General features: G+C 57.6%; 14 protein-coding genes. 9 read left to right on the top strand and 5 right to left on the bottom strand.

Annotation, left to right across the window (positions count from 1 at the left end; all coding sequences use genetic code 11):
• Positions 1 to 19: 19 nt before the first annotated feature.
• Entirely contained in the window at positions 20 to 1,342 is a 1,323-nt protein-coding gene (gene guaD, locus CLV83_RS11650) for a guanine deaminase (protein ID WP_132292171.1), read from the top strand.
• Between the two features lie 335 nt (positions 1,343 to 1,677).
• Here the strand turns inward: guaD and CLV83_RS11645 are convergent, their stop codons facing one another.
• Complete coding sequence (locus CLV83_RS11645; RefSeq protein WP_165900290.1) at positions 1,678 to 2,415, bottom strand: GntR family transcriptional regulator; 738 nt, start codon at positions 2,413 to 2,415, stop codon at positions 1,678 to 1,680.
• A 617-nt stretch (positions 2,416 to 3,032) separates the two neighbouring features.
• On the opposite strand from CLV83_RS11645, the gene CLV83_RS11640 reads away from it, so the two are divergent.
• Positions 3,033 to 4,478 carry an NCS2 family permease gene (locus CLV83_RS11640; RefSeq protein WP_424399122.1) on the top strand — a complete coding sequence of 482 codons (1,446 nt, stop codon included), beginning with the start codon at positions 3,033 to 3,035 and terminating at the stop codon, positions 4,476 to 4,478.
• A 104-nt stretch (positions 4,479 to 4,582) separates the two neighbouring features.
• Positions 4,583 to 5,200 (top strand): LysE family translocator, encoded by a 618-nt coding sequence (locus tag CLV83_RS11635; protein WP_104003244.1) that lies wholly within the window; start codon positions 4,583 to 4,585, stop codon positions 5,198 to 5,200.
• Positions 5,201 to 5,640: 440 nt separating this feature from the next.
• Here CLV83_RS11635 and uraH read toward each other — a convergent pair whose 3' ends face one another.
• Positions 5,641 to 5,997: a hydroxyisourate hydrolase gene (gene uraH / locus CLV83_RS11630; protein WP_132292165.1), complete on the bottom strand. Its 357-nt coding sequence runs from the start codon at positions 5,995 to 5,997 to the stop codon at positions 5,641 to 5,643.
• A gap of 361 nt (positions 5,998 to 6,358) precedes the next feature.
• Here uraH and puuE point away from each other — a divergent pair, with 361 nt between their 5' ends.
• The 5 genes from puuE (at position 6,359) to CLV83_RS11605 (ending at position 10,711) form a co-directional block, all read left to right on the top strand.
• Positions 6,359 to 7,282 (top strand): allantoinase PuuE, encoded by a 924-nt coding sequence (gene puuE, locus CLV83_RS11625; protein WP_132292162.1) that lies wholly within the window; start codon positions 6,359 to 6,361, stop codon positions 7,280 to 7,282.
• Positions 7,283 to 7,287: 5 nt separating this feature from the next.
• Positions 7,288 to 7,800: a 2-oxo-4-hydroxy-4-carboxy-5-ureidoimidazoline decarboxylase gene (uraD, locus tag CLV83_RS11620; RefSeq protein WP_132292726.1), complete on the top strand. Its 513-nt coding sequence runs from the start codon at positions 7,288 to 7,290 to the stop codon at positions 7,798 to 7,800.
• A 95-nt stretch (positions 7,801 to 7,895) separates the two neighbouring features.
• Entirely contained in the window at positions 7,896 to 8,882 is a 987-nt protein-coding gene (alc, locus tag CLV83_RS11615) for an allantoicase (RefSeq protein ID WP_132292159.1), read from the top strand.
• 12 nt (positions 8,883 to 8,894) lie between these two features.
• Positions 8,895 to 9,395, top strand: a complete 501-nt coding sequence (locus CLV83_RS11610) for an ureidoglycolate lyase (RefSeq protein WP_132292156.1) — start codon at positions 8,895 to 8,897, stop codon at positions 9,393 to 9,395.
• Between the two features lie 134 nt (positions 9,396 to 9,529).
• Positions 9,530 to 10,711, top strand: a complete 1,182-nt coding sequence (locus CLV83_RS11605; RefSeq protein WP_132292153.1) for a urate hydroxylase PuuD — start codon at positions 9,530 to 9,532, stop codon at positions 10,709 to 10,711.
• A gap of 54 nt (positions 10,712 to 10,765) precedes the next feature.
• Here the strand turns inward: CLV83_RS11605 and CLV83_RS11600 are convergent, their stop codons facing one another.
• The 3 genes from CLV83_RS11600 to CLV83_RS11590 all read right to left on the bottom strand — a co-directional run bounded on the left by CLV83_RS11600 (position 10,766) and on the right by CLV83_RS11590 (position 14,823).
• Positions 10,766 to 13,204, bottom strand: a complete 2,439-nt coding sequence (locus tag CLV83_RS11600) for a TonB-dependent siderophore receptor (protein ID WP_132292150.1) — start codon at positions 13,202 to 13,204, stop codon at positions 10,766 to 10,768.
• Positions 13,205 to 13,354: 150 nt separating this feature from the next.
• Positions 13,355 to 14,308: a FecR domain-containing protein gene (locus CLV83_RS11595; RefSeq protein ID WP_132292147.1), complete on the bottom strand. Its 954-nt coding sequence runs from the start codon at positions 14,306 to 14,308 to the stop codon at positions 13,355 to 13,357.
• Between the two features lie 2 nt (positions 14,309 to 14,310).
• Positions 14,311 to 14,823, bottom strand: a complete 513-nt coding sequence (locus tag CLV83_RS11590; protein WP_132292144.1) for a sigma-70 family RNA polymerase sigma factor — start codon at positions 14,821 to 14,823, stop codon at positions 14,311 to 14,313.
• A gap of 694 nt (positions 14,824 to 15,517) precedes the next feature.
• Between CLV83_RS11590 and CLV83_RS11585 the strand changes: the two genes are divergently transcribed.
• Complete coding sequence (locus tag CLV83_RS11585; protein WP_132292141.1) at positions 15,518 to 16,129, top strand: TetR/AcrR family transcriptional regulator; 612 nt, start codon at positions 15,518 to 15,520, stop codon at positions 16,127 to 16,129.
• Positions 16,130 to 16,305: the final 176 nt, after the last annotated feature.

The raw sequence follows: 16,305 nt of genomic DNA, 5'->3' as shown, positions 1-16,305 counted from the left end.
GCACAACTGGAACCAACACATGACAGATTCAACATCAGGCTCCGGCACCATCGCGTACCGGGCTTCTATCCTGGACAGCCTGGGCGATCCGGCCGAGCTGGGCCTTGAAAACAGCTACCGTTACTTTGAAGACGGCATGATGGTGGTGCAGGATGGCCGCATCCTAGCCCTTGGAGAGGCCGCAGAGATCATGCCGGACCTGTCCTCTGGCACCACCATCCGCCACTACGAAGACGCCCTGATCACGCCGGGCTTTATCGACACGCATATCCATTATCCACAGACCGGCATGATCGCCTCCTACGGCGAACAACTACTGGACTGGCTGGAAAACTACACCTTCCCCGCCGAGCAGAAGTTCGCCGACCCGGCCCATGCCGCTGAAGTCCCCGAGATCTTTATCAACGAGCTGCTACGCAACGGCACCACCACCGCGCTGGTATTTGGCACCGTGCATCCGCAGTCGGTGGATGCCTTCTTTAGCACGGCGGAGAAACACAACCTGCGCATGATCGCCGGCAAGGTGATGATGGATCGCAACGCACCGGAAGCGCTGACCGATACGCCGGAGAGCGGCTATCGCGACAGCAAGGCGCTGATCGAGCGCTGGCACGGCAAGGGCCGCCTGCATTACGCGGTGACCCCGCGCTTCGCGCCTACGAGTAGCCCGGAGCAGCTCGCCACCGCCGGTCAGTTGCTGCGGGAGCATGAAGGTTTGTACATGCACACTCACCTGTCGGAAAACCGCAACGAGATCGAGTGGGTCAAGGCGCTGTTCCCGGAACAGAGCGGCTACCTGGATGTGTATGATCACCACAACCTGCTCGGCAAACGCTCGGTGTTCGCCCACGGCGTGCACCTCTGTGACGAGGAGTGCCAACGCCTGGCCGAGACCGATTCCGCCATCGCCTTCTGCCCCACCTCCAACCTTTTCCTCGGCAGCGGCCTGTTCAATCTGCCCCAGGCGGAGCAGCACAAGATCAAGGTAGGTCTGGGCACCGATGTGGGTGCCGGTACCAGCTTCTCGATGCTGCAAACACTGAACGAGGCCTACAAGGTGATGCAGCTGCAGGGCAGCAAACTGCACCCGTTCAAATCCTTCTACCTCGCCACCCTCGGCGGTGCCCGCGCCCTGGAGCTGGACCAGCAGGTCGGCACCCTGGAACCCGGCAGCGAGGCCGACTTCCTGGTACTGGATTACAACGCCACACCGCTGATGAGCTACCGGATGCAGCAGGCGAAAAGTCTGGATGAGCGGCTGTTTGTGCTGATGACCCTGGGGGATGATCGGGCGGTGAAGGAGACCTTTGCCATGGGTCGGAAGATATACAGTCGCGACTGATATCCGCGTGATTCGAATATGCCACTGACAACAAGACCGGGAGGTACTCGGCCATATGCGAGTGATTTTTTGACTCCCGTTTTCGCCAGCCACCCCTGCACCTTGATCGGCTGCGCCGATTTCCCTGTGCTTCTTGCCTGAAAGAGAGGGACCTCCAAACTCGCCGCTGCGCGGCTCAGACAGTCGGTCCCTTTTTTCTCTTTCAGTCTGCGATGCTCGGCTGCGCTGAAGGGGACATAGGCTGCGCTTAGCAAGTTGAGGTTGTTTTGGAGCGACAATGAATTAGCCATTAAAAAACGCCCTGTCGGGCGTTTTATCTTTCGAGCATGAGAGCTTCAGGCTTGTGGCGCGCTCTGCTTGCGGCTCATCACATTGGAAAAGATCGCCTTCAGGTCATTCTCTTCCGCTTCATCGCCAAGGTTGAGCTTTTCCTCAATATGATCGAGGTGATGCATCATCAGCGCCACGGCCTTCTCTTTATCGCGCTTTGCAAAAGCATCGATCAGCTCGAAGTGCTCATCGTAGGAGCAATGGGATTTGGCAGTGCCTTTTTCAAACTGCGCGATGATCAGCGAGCTGAGTGACACCAGGCTGCGCTGAAAGCTCAGTAGCGGCGGGTTTCTGGCGATCTCCGCCAGCAGCAGGTGAAACTCGCCGGAAAGGCGGATACCCGCGCCCAGGTCGCCACGGTCGAAGCAGGCCTGTTCGTCACGCACCATCTGCTTCAACTGCTCAATCTGGTTTGCATCGGCGTTTTCGCACACCAGCTCGGTGACCGCTTTCTCCACGACGCGGCGGGCGAACACGATCTGCCGGGCCTCATCGAGGCTGGGGCTGGCCACCACCGCACCGCGGTTCGGTCGCAGCACCACTACCTGTTCATAGCCGAGCCGCGCCAGCGCGCGACGGATAATCGTACGGCTGACACCGAAAATATCGCCCAGCGACTCTTCGTTTAGCTTGGTGCCAGGCGCCAGCCGCTGTTCCAGGATCGCATCGAAAATATGCTCGTAGACCACATCATCCTGGGTTTTCTTCTCTCCCTTCATGGGATCACTTTTCCTTATATCCATAAACCACCCCATAAAGCTTCACTCACTGCCGCTCGAAACGGCTGTGAATGGCATCGTAGCGGCGCCGCCCTTTGACTGTTCGCTATCCACGATCAACCAGCAATTCAGGCCTCGGCACGCCCGTAAATCGTACACTTTGGCTCATTTTTTGTACACATTTACATCTACAACAATTGCAGGCATGGACAATCCCTCACTCTTACCTGCCGATATTGCACCGGTTTTTATCCGGCTAGACAGAAAATCGAGCGCAAATCGGGACGAATATCGATCTGATTCATCCAGTTTCGATTTCACCGTACGAAAAAACCTGACTCCGAGGTTGAATTTTATGTATACAATTTTATGATCGGTTAAAGCACAATTTAAATAGGACAGTGCCTGGGGAGGCACGAGCGAAGCAGATCCTCTTCGCAGTGACGTACGCCAGACTGCAGCACCCCAGCAGCAGCGCCACAGGGCCAAAAGCCTGCTTACGCCCTCCCGAGTTTCCATGGAGTGAAACACAACACCCCGGCGGCCGATGATCCCCTGGAATTGATTCTAAGTTTTCCAAGCAGGCCGTCAGCCATAAAAATAAAATAGGGCACTGAAATTCCCTTTGAGGAGATGACGTTGTGGAACGCACGCAGCAGCAAGAAGTAGCAATGGACTCGGCGCCGCCCGAGAACCGTCGGTTTCTAGACCGTTTTTTCAAACTTCACGAACATAAAACCGATGTACGCACCGAGGTGATCGCAGGGCTGACCACCTTTATCACCATGTCTTACATCATGTTCCTGAACCCGATCATCATGTCCAAAACCGGCATGCCGTTCGACGGGCTGTTCCTGGCCACCTGTATCGGTGCCGCGATCGCCACCATCTTTATGGGCGTGTACGCCAACTGGCCCATCGGCCTGGCACCCGGCATGGGGCTGAACGCCTTCTTTACCTTTACCGTGGTAATGGAGATGGACTACAGCTGGCAGATCGCCCTGGGGGCGGTGTTCCTCTCCGGCGTGCTGTTTGTGCTGATGAGTGTGACGCGGCTGCGTGAATGGATGCTCAACAGCATTCCGCTCAGCCTGCGCCTGGCGATGACCGCCGGTGTCGGCCTGTTCCTCGGCTTTATCGGCCTGAGATTTACCGGCATCGTCGTCCCCAACCCGGACAACGTGGTTGCCCTGGCGGACCTGACCCACTTCGGCTTCGGCGAGTTCGGCCCGGAAGCGCCGGCGCTGGGCCTGCTGAGCTTCCTGCTGATCTGCATCCTCAGCTATCGCGGCGTATTCGGCTCGGTCATTCTCGGTATCGGCATCACCACCGCCATCGCCTTCCTGATGGCCGCCGTGCTGCCCTATGAGTTCTTCAGCGTCAGCGTCGACTGGGCGCCCGCGTCCGGCTTTGTCTCCTGGCCCGATGGTGGCCTGGTCGCCATGCCCAACTTCGCCGACCTGGCGCCGGTGTTCATGCAGCTGGATATAGCCGGTGCCTTTGAAGTCGCACTGATTCCGGTGATCATCACCTTCCTGTTTGTGAACATCTTCGACACCGCCGGCACCCTGATGGGCGTGGCCCAGCGTGCTGGCCTACAGGACGAAAACGGCAAGATCGAAGGCCTGGACAAGTCACTGAAGGCGGACTCCATCTCCTCCGTCATCGGCACCGCCTTTGGCTGCCCGCCGGTCACCTCCTACGTGGAATCCGCCGCCGGCGTATCCGCGGGTGGCCGCACCGGCCTTACCGCGGTGGTGATCGGCGTACTGTTCCTGTTCGGCCTGTTCCTGCTGCCGCTGGCACAGATGCTGCCCGCTTTTGCTGTCGATGGCGCACTGATCTATGTCGCCATGCTGATGATGGGATCACTGGCGAAGATCGACTGGGATGATATGACCGAGTTTACGCCGGCCATTCTGACCACCATCATGATGCCGCTGACCTTCTCTATCGCTAACGGCATCGCGATCGGCTTTGTCTCCTACACGGCGTTGAAACTGTGCACCGGCAAAGCGGCATCGATCAGCACCGGCGTCTGGGCGCTGACCGCGATATTTATCGCCAAATTTATTTTCCTGCCTTGATGGCAGTTGTATAGATAACACCCTGAAACCCTGGTTTGGGCCCCCTCACGGGGGCTCCTTTTATTAACGCAACTTATTTAACGCAACCCAAGAGTAACGCACTGATGAGTTTTGAAAGCTGGTCCCTGTTCTGCCTGGCATCGCTGCTGGTGATCCTGATCCCCGGCCCGCTGTCCCTGCTGATGGTCGCCAACAGCCTTAACCACGGCATTCGACGCAGCCTGCCCGCTTTTGTCGGTGGCACCCTCGCCTCGCTGATTCTGCTCACCGCCTCGGCCACCGGTCTTGGCGCCCTGCTGGCGGCCTCCGAGACGCTGTTCTCGGTGATCCGTTACGCCGGTGCCTGCTACCTGATCTGGCTCGGTTACAAAGCGTGGCGCGAAGCGTCGCAGGGTACGCTGACCAGCGACTCGGAACCGGCCAAGCCGCTGGCGTCACGGATGTTTGTGCGTGCCTTTACCCTGGGGATCAGCAACCCGAAGGATATTCTGTTCTTCGTGGCTTTCCTGCCCCAGTTCATCTCAGCGGATACGGCACTGCTGCCGCAGCTGCTGGTGATGTGCCTGAGCTGGTGCGTGCTCGACCTGATCTGCAAGCTGGCCTACGGCGGTGGTGCACGTCTGTTGACGCCGGTATTGAAGAACGGGCGTAACCTGGAGCACTTCAATCGTGCCAGCGCGGGGTTGTTTGTGGGGATTGGGAGTGTGGTGCTTATCAAGTAGCGCCTTGGTTACTTTCTTGAGCAGTCGGGCTTAGCCAGCGGAATCATATATGACTAGCCTGGCGGCTTGGCTGGACGCGGGTTTCGCCTGCTGGCGAATCAAGGATCTTGGACGGCCAAGATCCTTGATAATCCTAAGCCGCCCCGACGACTTGATCGGCTGCGCCGATTTCCCTGCGCTTCTCGACTGAAAGAGCGGGAAAGGAAACTCATGCCTTCGGCATTCAAACAGCCTTTCCCTTTGTTCTCTTTCCGTCTGCGATGCTCGGCTTCGCCGAAGGGTATCGAGGGTGCGTTCAGCTAACACTACTTAAACGCGCCCTGTTCAGCGTTTCTGCCACAGCCGTTTTTCATCGCTACGCGATGCTTGAAGAGCAACACTAAAAAAGCCGCTCGGTTTCCCGGGCGGCTTTTTAGTGTGCGATCTGCATTAACGGCGGCTCAGCTGCCGCGATAAGTGGAGTAGCTGTACGGGGAGATCAGCAGCGGCACATGGTAGTGTTCGGCTTCGTCGGCGATGCCGAAGCGCAGGACCACTTCATCGAGGAAGGCCGGTTCCGGCAGCTCAACGCCGCGTCCGCGGTAGTAGTCGCCGACGCTGAATACCAGTTCGTAGACGCCTTTCTTGAAATCCTCGGTGGCCAGTACCGGCTGGTCGCAGCGGCCGTCGTCGTTGGTGGCGGTCTGGTTGATCAGCTCGCGGCTCTGGTCGCTGCCGATGCGGTACAGGGATACCGGGATATTTTCACCGGGACAACCGTGAGCGGAATCCAGCACATGCGTCGTCAGATAGCCCATCGTTCGTTACTCCTCTACTTATTGTTCTCTGTTTAGCCAGAACTGCCCAAGCGCCCTCCAGCCAGTGATCTCCACTATAAGCCATCAACAGACAAAAACACATAACCACCAATTAATTGTATACATTTTGAGAGTTCACTTCGTGAAAACGTCTCAACCACCCGGCTAAGCTCCTGTATATAAGGGAGAAAACAAGGATAAAACCGCGAGTCACAGGTCAAAAACGTCCATTTTCTGACCAAAAAGACAAATGCGACCTTGTGAAATTTAAATTTCTTTGTATACAATCAATGCACACTAAAAAAGAGCTCCATTGCAACCAGCTCTATCGCTATCTCTACCCGGTATAAGGAGTTGAGCCGTGAACAAAGACTATCCGCGCGACCTGATTGGCTACGGCGAGAACCCGCCTCACGCCCAGTGGCCTAACCAGGCCCGTATCGCTGTCTCGTTTGTACTGAACTACGAAGAGGGCGGCGAGCGTTGCGTCCTGCACGGCGATAAAGAATCCGAAGCCTTCCTGTCAGAGATGCCGGGCGCCCAGCCGCTGGAAGGCGTGCGTCATATGAGCATGGAATCCTGCTACGAATACGGCAGCCGCGCCGGTGTCTGGCGTCTGCTGCGCCTGTTCAAGAAGCACGATATCCCGCTCACCATCTTTGCCGTAGCCATGGCGGTAGAGCGTCACCCGGATGTTGCCCAGGCGATGGCCCAGGCGGGACACGAGATCTGCAGCCACGGTTACCGCTGGATCGACTACCAGTACACCGACGAGTCGGAAGAGCGCGATCACCTGGTCCGCGCCATAGACATCATCAAGCAGGTGACCGGCGAGCGTCCGCAGGGCTGGTACACCGGCCGCACCGGCCCCAACACCCGCAAGCTGGTGATGGAGGAAGGCGGCTTTATGTATGACTCCGACGCATACGATGAAGACCTGCCCTACTGGGTCGACAACAATGGCAAGGGCCACCTGGTGATCCCCTACACCCTGGACGTCAACGACATGCGCTTTGCCACCGCGCAGGGCTTTAACAGCGGCGAGCAGTTCTACGAATACCTGAAGGACAGCTTCGACACCCTGTATGAGGAAGGCGCCGAGTCACCGAAGATGCTCTCCATCGGCCTGCACTGCCGTCTGGCCGGTCGCCCGGGACGTATCGCCGCCCTGGCGCGCTTCATCGACTACGTGCGCAGCCACGACCAGGTCTGGTTCTGCCGCCGCATCGATATCGCCAAGCACTGGCATGAACACCATCCGTACAACCCGGAGGCGGCCAAGTGAGCGATATGACCTTTAAAACCTGCAAGCCCAGCGAGATGAGCCGCGATGCGTTCGTGACCCATTTCGGCGATATCTACGAACACTCCGCCTGGGTCGCCGAGCAGGCGTTCGATCAGGGCAGCGACAGCTCAATCGACAGCATCGACAGCCTGCAGCAGCGCATGGCCGAGATTCTGCTGAATGCTGACAAACAGGCTCAGCTAGATCTGATCAACGCTCACCCGGACCTGGCCGGCAAGGCTGCCGTGGCCGGTGAGCTGACCGCCTCCTCCACCTCTGAGCAGGCCGGCGCCGGTATCAGTGAATGCACGCCGGAAGAGTTCGAGCGCTTCACCGCGCTCAACAACGCCTACAAGGAGAAGTTCGGCTTCCCCTTCATCATGGCGGTGAAAGGCAGCAACCGGCACCAAATCCTGGCCGCCTTTGAAGAGCGCATTCATAACACGCCGGACGAAGAGTTCGAACGCGCTCTGCAGGAGATCAACAAGATCGCCCTATTTCGCTTAGAAATTATGTAAGCGTTTGGAAATTATGTAAGCGTTAAAAACATATAAGCGTCGGGCACAAGACCCGGATTCGCAATGCCCCTTATTAAGCTTTAGGTAGAAAAATAATGAACAACACGAATTTCGAACAGCAGATCAACCTGGCCGACGCCCGTCTCGGCACCAAGTCCATCTTTGTAACCGACGACTGGTTTGCCGCCGTCGACCGCATGCTGCAGCCGGAAGCACCGGTCTGGAAAGAGGGCGTCTTCGACGACAACGGCAAGTGGATGGACGGCTGGGAATCCCGCCGCAAGCGCTTTGAAGGCTACGACTACACCATCATCCGCCTGGGCGTGCCGGGCGTGATCAGCGGTGTGGATATCGACACCTCTTTCTTCACCGGTAACTTCCCGCCGTCGGCATCGCTGGAAGCCTGCTTCTCACCGGACGGCGATCCGGCGGACGATGCGGAATGGACCGAACTGCTTGCCGCCGTCAGCCTGCAGGGCGACAGCCACCACCTGCACGCCATCAACGATGACCGCCCCTGGACCCACATCCGCTTCAACATCTACCCGGACGGCGGCGTGGCGCGTCTGCGCGTTTACGGCACCCCGTACCTGGACTGGAAAACCGTTGCCGGCGAAGAGATCGACCTGGCCGCCACCCTTAACGGCGGTCGCGCCCTCGCCTGCAGCGATGAGCACTTCGGCAAGATGGGCAACATCCTCAACCCGGGCCGTGGCGTCAACATGGGCGATGGCTGGGAAACCGCACGCCGCCGTACGCCGGGTAACGACTGGGTGATCGTCGCCCTGGGTCACCCGGGTGAAATCAGCCGTATCGTCGTCGACACCCTGCACTTCAAGGGCAACTACCCGGACAGCTGCTCTATCCAGGCGTCTTACGTGAAGGGCGGCACCGACGAGCAGATCAAAACCCAAAGCCTGTTCTGGAAAGAACTGCTGCCGCAGCAGAAGCTGGAGATGCACCAGGAGCATGAGTTCAGCACCGAGATCAACGATATCGGCGCGATCACCCATATCCGCATCAACATCTTCCCGGATGGTGGCATCAGCCGACTGCGCCTGTTCGGCAAGATCACCGACTGAGCGGAGCCCGGCATGTTGATCATCCGACCGGAGCCCCTCACCGCCGAAGCGTTCAAACCCTTCGGCGATGTGATCGAAACCGCCGATCGTGATTTTTTCATGATCAATAACGGCTCGACCCAGCGCTTTCACCGCCTCGCTAGAGTCATGCTCGGCCAGGCGGGCGATAGCGGCATCATCAGCATCTTCAGGGCGCAACAGATCCCCATGCCCCTGGAGGTGAAAATGCTGGAACGCCACCCGCAGGGCAGCCAGGCGTTTGTACCGCTGAAACAGAACCCGTTCCTGGTGCTGGTCGCACCGGCCGGCGAGACACCCGATCCCGCCGCCATCCGTGCCTTCATCACCGATGGTACCCAGGGCGTGAACTACCACACCGGCGTCTGGCACCACCCGGTGCTCAGCTGTGTGGAAGAGGATGACTTCCTGGTGGTCGACCGGGAAGGCGAAGGCAACAACTGCGACGAACACTTCTTCGCAGACGATACACAGATCCTGCTGCAGACCCCGTAAGGCTAAGGCCAGGGAAGCTAATACTTAGCTTCCCTGATGCCAGCAAATCTAAGGCACGTCGTAGGACTTCCATAAAAAGAAAGTGTTGGCTTAAGGCAGATGTGTCAAAGCCAACCGACTATGAGGAGTTGACTATGGATCCCCATATCACTGAATGGCTCAACCTGGCCGTGCGCTGGGTACATATGATCACCGGTATCGCTTGGATCGGTGCATCCTTCTATTTTGTCTGGCTGGAGAACCACCTGGACCGCCGCAACCCCAAAGAGGGCTTGTCCGGCGACCTCTGGGCCATTCACGGCGGTGGTATCTACCACCTGGAAAAATACAAACTGGCCCCGCCAGAGATGCCAGAGCAGCTGCACTGGTTTAAATGGGAGGCCTACGCCACCTTCCTCTCCGGTTTCGCGCTGCTGAGCGTGGTGTATTACCTCAACGCCCAGCTTTACCTGGTAGCACCGGGTTCCGACCTGAGCTCCGCCGCCGCTATCGCCATCGGCGTGGGCAGCCTGGTGGTGGGCTGGCTGGTCTACACCAGCCTGTGCGATTCCCCGCTGGGTAAAACCCCCGCCCTGCTCGGCGCCGTGCTGTTCGCCCTGCTGGTGTTCGCCGCCTGGGGCCTGTCACAGGTATTCAGCGGTCGTGGGGCGTTTATCCACGTCGGCGCCATCATCGGCACCATCATGGTCGGTAACGTCTTCCGCGTGATCATGCCCGCCCAGCGCGCGCTGGTAAAAGCGATCGAAGAGGGCCGCGAACCCGACCCGCTGCTGCCCGCCAAAGGCCTGCTGCGCTCACGCCACAACAACTACTTCACGCTGCCGGTGCTGTTCATCATGATCAGCAACCACTTCCCCAGCACCTATGGCAACGAGTTCAACTGGGCCGTACTGGCCGGCATCGCGGCACTGAGCGTACTGGTGCGCCACTACTTCAACACCCGTCACCAGTCCCAGAAATATGTCTGGACCCTGCCCGCCGCTGCGCTCGGCATGATCACCCTCGCTTTTGTGGTCGCACCGCAGAAAAGCTCAAACGCGGCGCAGCCCCAGCAGGTCAGCTTCAACCAGGTATCCGAAGTGATCCACGAACGCTGCACCGTCTGCCACTCATCCAGCCCAAGCTTCGCCGGCTTCGCCACCGCCCCGGCCGGCATCAAGCTCGACAACGCCGAAGAGATCAAACTGATGGCCGAAAAGATCCACGCCCAGGCCATCGCCACCCAGACCATGCCGCTCGGCAACGTTACCCAGATGACCCCTGAAGAACGGGACCTGGTAGGCATGTGGATCGCCGACGGCGCCCATATCGACTAACCAACTCCCCTTCCCTTTCCAGCCCTGCGTATACGCGGGGCTTTTTTTATTGCGCTAGAAACGGGCTTTCAGCGTCAGCAGCACATTACGGGGTTCCCCGTAGACGCCGCGACTCCAGAATCCGATCTGGCTGTAGTATTTCTTGTCGAACAGGTTGTTCACGTTCAACTGAGCCGATACCTGGTCCGAGAGCTCGTAGCGCGCCATGGCGCCGACTATCGCATAGGATTTCTGGGTCAGTTTTTCCGGTCCGTTAGGGCTATCACAGAGGCACCAGTCTTCGCTTTGCCAGTTGACGTTAGCACCGATTTTCAGGCGCTCCGTGATATTTCCGGTGGTGGATAAGCGTGCAACATCGCTGGGTTGGCTGTTGCTGCTGGGGTCTCCGTCATCATCACCGGAGGTGTTGTGGTGGGAGTAGCTGGCGGATATCTCCCAGTTGGGCAGGATCTCTCCAGAGACCTCCAGCTCGTACCCCTTGGATCTGACTCCATCGACCGCCACATAGGCCTGATCCTGCAAAGGGGTAGGTGTGTAGCTAGCGTCCAGTTCAGCCACGTTGTTCTGATGGGTATCGAATAGCGCAAAGGATGCCGTCAGGCGCGAATCAAACCACTCGCCCTTTAACCCAATCTCTGAGGTGTCGCCAACGATCGGGTCCAGTTGACGGCCGCTGCTGTCCAGATAGTTCTGTGGCGAGAAGATCTCGGTGTAGCTGCCGTAGGCGGAAAGTGAATCGGTCAGGTCATAGACCAGCCCGCCGTAGGGTGTGAATATATCCTGGCTGTATCGCTCGCGGCCCACATAGTCGTAGTGGTATCGGCTCTGCCGCCCCCCTGCGATCAGCTTCAGGCGGTCACTCAGTGACAGGCGCACCATCCCGTACACACCGGACTGTTCGGTGTTGACCGTAGAGGTATGACGTTTTCCCGTCCAGCTTGGCTCTGGCACATCGCCCGTATAGTCAAAGATATTGGACACCGGGTAGTCGGCGCCATCGTTCCAGTCAAAGCGCTCTCTTTTCAGATCCATGGATGAGTAACCCAGGTTGATATCGTGATCTCGATCCAACAGAGAAAACTTGCCGACCAGGCTGAGATCATAGGTGTTCTGTACCGCTGTGCTTGAGTTACGCGCGGGCTGGATAATGACACCGGAACCGGTCTGCCGGTTGGGGAGTCCTGCGGTCCAGATCAGCCTCGCATTTCCCTCACTCTCCCGGCGGATGTAGCTCGCCTTCAGGCTCCAATCCTCATTGAACTGATGATCCAGTGCGAGATCGAGGGTCGTGCCCTCCACGACCCGCGCACTCCAGTCGGTCCCGACCACAAATGAGCGCGGGAAGTCGGTGCGTGAACCGTCGTCGTACCACATCCATACGCCTCCCCAGCTCGATCCCCGGGGTTCGAACTTCTGATAATCGAGGCTGGCCGTTAATAGCGTTTGATCGGTGAGATCGATACTGGTTGTGCCGTAAAGCACGGTTTTCTCTTCGTGGTAGATGTCCTGATAGGAATCGGCATCCTGATACGACATGACCACCCGACCACGAACCCGGCCATCCCAACCTAATGGCGACTGGAGATCGATCACGTTTCGGTAGTTGTCCCAGGAACCGGCATCCAGTTCCACTGAGCCTTCGAACTGATCGCTGTCGGCCCGTTTGGGTATCAGGTTGATGGTGGCTGAGGCTTCGCCTGCGCCGCTGAGAAGTCCGGTTGATCCTCTGACCACCTCCACCCGATCATAAATAATGGCGTCGAATCGATCGGTGAACGGGTCGTTATCGATCGTCACGCCGTTGATCTGGTAGTTCGATATCTCGAAGCCGCGGGATTTGAAAACGGTTCGGTCGCTATCCTGATAGTTGGCAGATAAGCCGGTTGTATTGGCAAGCACGTCCTGAAGATCGTTTAGCTGGAAATCATCCATCTTCTGCCGGGTGATCACACTCACCGACTGTGGCGTTTCACGCGCAGAGAGTCCGAGCTTGGTGGCAGTGGTCAGCGTGCCTGTGGTGTAAGAGCCGGTGCCTTCGGTGGAGCTTCCCAAAGAGTCGGACGTAACGGTCATCAGCGGCAGCGCCGCCTGATCATTGCCGGCGCTAACGGGTTTATAGATGGCAACTGTTTTCGCGCCGGAAAAACGCGCTTTCAGGTCGGTTCCCGCTAACAGCTGTTGCAACGCGGATCTGACAGAGTATCTGCCGTTCAGGCCCTCGCTCATCAGACCGTCGGTAAACTCAGCATTGGCTGTCAGAATAATCGCGGACTGTTCCGCAAACTGGCTGAGAACCCTGCCCAAAGGACCGGCTGCAACACGATATTGCCGGATCTCCGTTTCGGGTGAGAGGTCTGTGCTCCCCGGTGTTGATTCTACCTGGCTTTGTGCCACGGCGTAGGGTGCGCAGAGAGCCGCTAACGTCAGTACGCCGGGTAGCAGTGCTAACTGAAAAGGACAACAGGTGCGGTGTTTTATTGTTTTGGCTGACATGGGATTCCCGTTATTGAGTCACTGGTTCGGCAATCGGATCGAAGCGGCGGCAGCGGTGGGTATCTGCGCCGAATAACTCGTGTCGACCCAAGTGATTGCGTTACAGTTGAAGCCCACTGAGACCGGGAAAGGGGAACTGCCGGAGAAAATTTATTTTTGCAGAGGCTGAATTTTTACCCACCAGGGGGTTAGCCGGACGACTTTGATTGGCAAACTCTGCTCAAGGGCCGCCAGGACGCTATCGCTCTCTTGCAGCGGGAAAGCCCCCACCAAACGCAGATCCGCTACCTCATCGTCGATGCCAAGATACCCATGGCGGTATCGTGCCAGCTGATCGACCACCTGTTTCAGAGTTAAGCCATCTGTCACCAGAAGACCCTGCGTCCACTTGGCGCGGGTTTGATCGGCAGCAGAGGAGTGTGACACTTCGTGCCGGTTAAACCGTGCCTTGTTGCCTGCGGTGATAATCCTGACCTCTTCACTCTCAGCAGGCTTTATCGCCACACGCCCCTGATAGACCTGAAGCTCCACACCGTCGCGTTGTTGATGCACATTGAAGCGGGTGCCCAATGGCTGGAGCACGCCGTGTGCCGTCTTAACGGTCAGCGGGCGGCTGTCCTTGCCTGTTTGGATCGCAATCTCACCGCTCAGCAGCTCGATGCGGCGACTCTCCGGCGTAAACCTTAGCTTGACGGCCGAATCGGTGTTGAGCCACAGATCGGTGCCGTCTGCCAAACGGTGCTGTTTGATCTCTCCGGTACCGGTGCTGAAATCGGCTCTCAACGGCTCGCTGAGCTGCCAGCCCAGACGTGCTGTGAGCGGGGTGCCGATGGCGAACACGGCGAGCGTTTTCAGCATCCGCCTACGGCTTATTGCGGGCGCATTCAGAGCAGACCTTGCGGGAGGTGTGTTTACTGCTCGGATCTGATTGTCGATCGCTTCCACCTTAGACCAGGCGCGTCGGTTCTCCGCGCTGGATTCCAGCCACCGCTGCCATTCGGCGGTTGTGGCGCTATCGACCGCTTCGTCGTTTATCCGCGCGAACCACTGTGCCGCTTCTCTTAAAGTGCTGGGGTTCAACTCCGAACCGGTATTCGCCCCCATGGTCAGACTTCCGCAATCACTAACAGGTGGTACATCGCCTGCGCCATATACTTTTTTACCATCCGTTCAGACACGCCCAGCGCCTCACCAATCTGTGCATAGGTGTGACCATCTAGCCGAGACATAAGAAAGGCGCGCCGGGGCTTTTCGGGCAAACGCCGCAACAGGGCGTCGATCTCCAGCAGCGCCTCGATAACCAAGTGGTGCTCCTCCGCAGATGGAGAGACCGCGTCCGGTTGAACAGAGAGCGCGTCGAGATAGGCTCTCTCGATATCCAGGCGACGCCAGTGGTTGATCATCAGCCCTTTGGCAATCTTGGCCAGATAAGCGCGAGGCTCCCGCACCCTGATGCCGCATCGATCCCTCTGCAGTACGCGAAGATAGGTGTCCTGGGCCAGGTCAGCCGCGGTCTCTGAGCAGCCAAGACGCTTGCGTAACCAGCTGTGCAACCAACCACTGTGGTGGGTGTACAGGTTGTGTATATCGGATGAATGGGCCGAATCAGTACCAGACAATGGAGATGCTCCGAAGCGTTAGATAGGGATGGCCCTTGATTACGAATGATAATACGTCTCATTATGTTAATGGCGACCGATAAACGCAAACATTCTGCTGCCGTAAATTCTTTAATCGATGGTCTCTGGTCTGCTGAATAGACGGGTTGGCGTACCGGGCGAGATCAGCAGTGTAGCTATCGACTAATCAAATCCCCTTCCCTTCCCAGCCCTCCGTATATGCGGGGCTTTTTTTGCTCTGCAAAAAACAGCTTCGCGAGGACCTATATCGTGCATAGCTCTTACAGCTTTTTGGGAGCGAGTATTGGCAAGGCTCGTTTGAATATGCACTTACTGAGCGCAGCAGGAATCCCCTTCGACGCAGCCGAGCATCGCACTCTGAAAGAGAAACAAGGGAAAGGCTGTCTGAGCGAAGCGAGTTTCCTTTCCCGCTCTTTCAGAGGAGAAGCACAGGGAAATCGGCGCAGCCGATCAAGTCGTAGGGGCGACTAGGGATTGTTAAGGGATTTTTCGCAAAATCCCTTAACTCGCCAGCAGGCGAAACTGGCCTAGAAAAGTATCGAAATCTTCATGGCGCCGCCAAAGACGTACTGATCATGCGAAGCAATCAACCAACTTGAGGCGCATTTCCGCCAAGTGCTACGATGCACAAAAAAACAAACCCAAAAGTCAAAAACCGGGAATAGACCATTCGATGTCGAGAATCAGTGAACACAACCGACAACTGATCATCCAGGCAGCCAGCGAAATCTTCGCCGACCAGGGCTACGCCGCCACCAAAATCATCGATATCGCCCACCGCGCAGGCCTCCCCAAACCCAACATCTACTACTACTTCAAGAGTAAGGAAAACCTCTACCGCAGCGTTGTCGAAAGCGTCATCGACCCACTGCTGCTGGCCGCCCAGCCCTTCTATGAAAACGGCGACCCGGCCACCGTACTAGCGCAATATATCCGCGCCAAGATCAAAGTCTCCCAGCAGTACCCCCACGCCTCAAAAGTATTCGCCAGCGAAATCATGCACGGCGCCCCTCACTTGCCCGACGATATCGCCGAAAAGATGATGGAGCAGACGCTCCAGAGCAGTACCAAAATTCAGGACTGGATCGACCAGGGGCTGATGGACCCCGTTGATCCCCACCACCTGCTGTTTACGCTCTGGGCCTCCACCCAGACCTACGCCGACTTCGACTGGCAGATCTCCAAGGTGACCGGGAAAGAGAAAATGGCACAGGCCGATTACGACCTGGCGGCGGAGCAGCTGACGCAAGTGATACTGAAAGGCTGTGGGGTGAAAGCGTCATAGGCCGACAGCCACTTACTCACCACTTCCCTACCTTAATCCCCCTGAGAAACTTGCGCCTTCGCACAGAGGGTCGCAAAATGTCTCCTGCGTCCGACAGGCAGTAGGCGCATGTTCATGCTCGCAGAAGATCCGAAGGGACTTACTGATGGATATTTGCAGATCAACATTGCCATTGA

The sequence above is a fragment of the Marinobacterium mangrovicola genome (assembly GCF_004339595.1).
GTDB lineage: Bacteria > Pseudomonadota > Gammaproteobacteria > Pseudomonadales > Balneatricaceae > Marinobacterium_D > Marinobacterium_D mangrovicola.
The sequence above is the reverse complement of the archived record's forward strand: the minus strand, read 5'-3'. Positions and strand labels throughout refer to the sequence as shown.